3 protein-coding genes are annotated in these 3,728 nt (G+C 57.2%); 1 reads left to right on the top strand and 2 read right to left on the bottom strand.

Going from position 1 to position 3,728, the window contains the following annotated elements; all coding sequences use genetic code 11:
• Positions 1 to 352, top strand: a 352-nt coding sequence (locus AB4043_RS17965) for a hypothetical protein (protein ID WP_442307686.1), incomplete at its 5' end; no start/stop codon positions are given.
• A gap of 360 nt (positions 353 to 712) precedes the next feature.
• Here the strand turns inward: AB4043_RS17965 and AB4043_RS17960 are convergent.
• Both AB4043_RS17960 and AB4043_RS17955 read right to left on the bottom strand, forming a co-directional pair.
• Positions 713 to 1,486, bottom strand: a complete 774-nt coding sequence (locus tag AB4043_RS17960) for a hypothetical protein (RefSeq protein WP_442302692.1) — start codon at positions 1,484 to 1,486, stop codon at positions 713 to 715.
• Between the two features lie 239 nt (positions 1,487 to 1,725).
• Positions 1,726 to 3,728: hypothetical protein (locus tag AB4043_RS17955; protein ID WP_442307685.1), on the bottom strand; the 2,003-nt coding region annotated here is incomplete at its 5' end.

Raw genomic sequence — 3,728 nt, 5'->3', positions numbered from 1 at the left:
CGCATTTCCCTTTGAAGATCCGTATTTGTGGTTTGACGCGAAGCGTGACACGTACTTCGTCATCATGAAGGAGATGGCCGGCGTCATCTCCGGCACCGGCCACTTTTCGCTCGTGCTATTTCAGTCACACGATGCCGTCACATGGGAGAAGGCCGAACATCCACTTGTATCGACACTAGAGCTTCATTGGAAAGAAAAGCCTCGTCAAGCAGTGCGGCGGCTGGAGCGTCCGCAACTGATGTTCGACGCGGCAGGCAAGCCCATCTTGCTGCTGGCTGCTATCGATGATGGAAGCGAGGAGACCTATAACGTACGTATTCCGCTCTCACAAGAACGCCCCACGAAACGGTAACGAATGGCCGTCAAGCAGGCACCGAAAGTGTCCGTCGTCTTGCGGGATACCCAACGCAGGGAAACGCTTTAAGCCTGTACCTCAGCGGCTAAAGCCGCATTTCGTTCTTGCTCTGATACGGCATGGCTAAAGCCATGCCCTTAAGCAAGGCATTCGCACCTTCTGTGCGAAATGGTTGCGCTACGCGCAACGGAAGGATGTGACTGAGTATGATTCGCCCCTGTATCCTGTCGCGCGAAGCGCGATATCGTGTTTAAGGGCACTGCCGATTACGGGGCTCGGCACTTTCGGATTGCTTCTACATCTACCAACGTCATTTCAGGAAGGATCGAAGATCCGAACCCACTTATCCGTCGGTGGCTATCGGGCTCTCGCGATCGCCGCGGCCTTCCGCTCACGTCTTGCTTGCCGTCTTCGCTGAAAATAGGAGGTCAAATCCGGAGAAAACTCCAAAAGCTGTGCTCCGATCATTCCTTCCACGGTAACGATGGAGGCATTTTCGATCGTGAGGCCCGCCCCGCGTTCGTCGCTGGGATAGTATGCATTCGAAATACCTCCAGCCATGAAGTTGCCCAGTACATTGGACACATTGAACTGACGATGGCCGTTGTCTCCATGGCAGATAAACGCGGTCAACGCAGAGTACATCATGCGGGACCTTATCGAACCAGTTCCTTTACGGTAATAGCGAGGATCCTGGTGAAGAATGCTGGGTAAGATCGCGTTCCCGAGGAGTGTCCCGTTCACATTGTCGGCATAAGCGGCGCCGAAGCGCTTGAAATAACCCGCTGGTCCATGACCATAGCCAGTGTGATTGTCAGAATATTCTCCATATCCGCCGGCGATGACTGCCAGGCCGATGGTGGCGGGATCAGTGATGCTATGGAATGCAAGATCGAATTTCTGGGAGGTAGAGATCGGCGCCGCGTGGCCATTGAGCACAACATTGAAGTTCGGGAGGACTCCACCAATACGCTGCTTCTCCTGTGCTTTGACCTCGCGAGCAGCCTGCTCCTGCTGTTCCCTGGTCTGGCGCTCGGCATCCCCCTGCTGTGGCTCGTCAGGGGCCGGCGATTTCTGTGACTGAATCAATGTCTGGGAAGGTGAATCGGGAAGGCCCGCGACAGTAGCCACCAGCTCACCAGCTCCAGACGCAGACTGTGCATACGCGAACGAAGCGCACATGGTGAAAACACAAAAAACGACCTTTGAGCGGCGAATCACAGATTCTAAATTGCCCCCAGTTCTACTGAATGGAATGGCTTCATTCGGGTGAGCGTCTTGATCGATTACTGGAAATCAAGCCTAACCGTTTTGCGGATGTTGTTTTCAAAAATCATCCAGCCTGCACTCTGTCGCTTCAACGACATTCACTAGGGTTCGCGACGATGAACGGCAAAGTACGGCTGATTCGATAGCGTTCGATTCAAGGGCGGATGATATGCCGCGCCCTGGGAGTTGCGTATTTCAAAGTAGTACTGCAAGGGAAACGGAGATTGCGTATAGGCGCTCGGGATCGCAGCCTGGAATGAGCTGCCTTTGCGCTGCATCGTTATAGACGACCAGCGCTCGCCGTGGTTGACATGACGGTACCAGAGACGCGCTTCGTCGACCGGCGATGCTACCTGGAGATCCAATTCCAAGGACGCGCCGGGACGGAAGAAAGTTGCGGGCGAATGAGTCGCGCTGAACTCCGGGCGTGGGCGTGGTGTGAGCAGTGATTCCAAGTCAGCGCTGGTTTCATGGATATCTGCGGCAGCGAAGTATTGTTCGAGAGCAAACACATCCTTCTCGATCATGGGGATGCGGTCGGCCCAATGGCCATGCCGCTCGGGTCTGGAGCCATAGCTAATGTCGGCGGTGTAGACCGAGCTGGCGCGCGTGGCCATCGTCTTCCATGACTCCAGAGCCTTGCGATAGTACTTGATGCCTTCAGCGGCTATCTTCTTGTTTCCGGTGCTCTGAAAGAGCGAATAACAGAGAGCGGCGCGGAAGAGCCCGGCGTAATAGCCGCCCAGGCCGTTCAGAATGAGGATGTCTTCTTCCGCGCGACGGAATGCCGGGGATGCCGTGCGGCCGGCGACAGACTTCTGCGCCGTAGCAAGCGCACTCGATGATTGCGAGACCAGCTCGTCGATCCATTGCGCCACCTCGAGCGGGTGATAGTGCGCAACGGCGGAGCGGCTCAGCAAAGCGCGGGCGTAGTCATCGATCGAGAGGAAGATCTGAGGGTCGAGCGGACTGATGGCGCCGACATTGTGCGGAGCCGGCGAGTCGCTGTAGAGAGGCTTCTCTTTCGTCGGCAGGATGGAGATGGGCGTGTAGAGCTCCGGCCATAGCGAGTGATTGGACGCAGAAGGCAGCCATGCCGTCGTAACCAACGGAAGGATGCGGCTGGAGCTAGCCAGCGCTACTTCGATATGCTCCGCTGCGCTGCCATAGGTTCGACGGAGAGACCGTTTGTACGCTTGCGGTGCGCTATCCGGGTTATATAGAGAACGGCCCCAGATCAGGTAAGTAAGCTCGAACTTCTCCGCATCGAGTGTCGACGACGCCAATTGCCGGTTCGCATAGGCGTTGCGGCCATCGCGATGTCCCGAACCTTCCCGTCCTTTGAAGGTAAGCGGCTCGCAAAGCTCCATGCCCGCGGCGCCGCAGAAGTGGGCGGCGTGGCCATAGCCTGAGGCAAGCGCAAGATCAGCCCACAGCAGGTGGCGCTGGGTTCCCGGCCAGGCACGATAGAGGACCTCGATCTCGGATCCCTGCTGATAGAAGTCTCCATACCCATAACGGGTGAAGTTTCTCGCGCCATTGGAGACGGCGAAGGTGCCGGTCACATTCTCGCGCGGATATTCTGTCGCACGAATGTCGGCCTGGTGATAGCCGAGCCCCAGATGTTCTGCCCAGAACTTCGCACCTGCTGTCAGACGCATGCCGGTTTTGTGGCCGATGTCGATCATCGTCTGATTGAGGCCTTTGGCATGCATATCAATCTCGATGGGGCGGCCTGCGTCTCGTATCGCTTCGAAGAGCGTCTCCCAGAACGGATAGCTTCCCTCGGGGATACCGCTTTCGCCGTGAATGCGGAGCGTCAGTCCGGTGATCTCCGGGCATACCTTCAGGATCTCCTCCAGGGCAGCGCGGCAGTACGCCGCATGTGTCTCCGGGGTCAGGCCAAGGATCTGGTGGTCGGCATGAGGGCTCGCTGTCCACTGATAGGCATGTGTCCAGAGGCCGAGCTGGAAATCAAGCCCGCGACGCCGGGTCTCCTTCGCGATGAACTGGAGGGTCTCCAGATTCTTTTCTCGTTCTCCTGCGGCCAGCGGTGGATCGACGCGCACATCCGGATAGGCTGCCAGTTTGACCAGATAGGGAT

The sequence above is a fragment of the Terriglobus sp. YAF25 genome (assembly GCF_052113305.1).
Taxonomy (GTDB): domain Bacteria; phylum Acidobacteriota; class Terriglobia; order Terriglobales; family Acidobacteriaceae; genus Terriglobus.
Note: the sequence above shows the minus strand (reverse complement) of the source record. Positions and strands in the feature narration are given on the sequence as shown.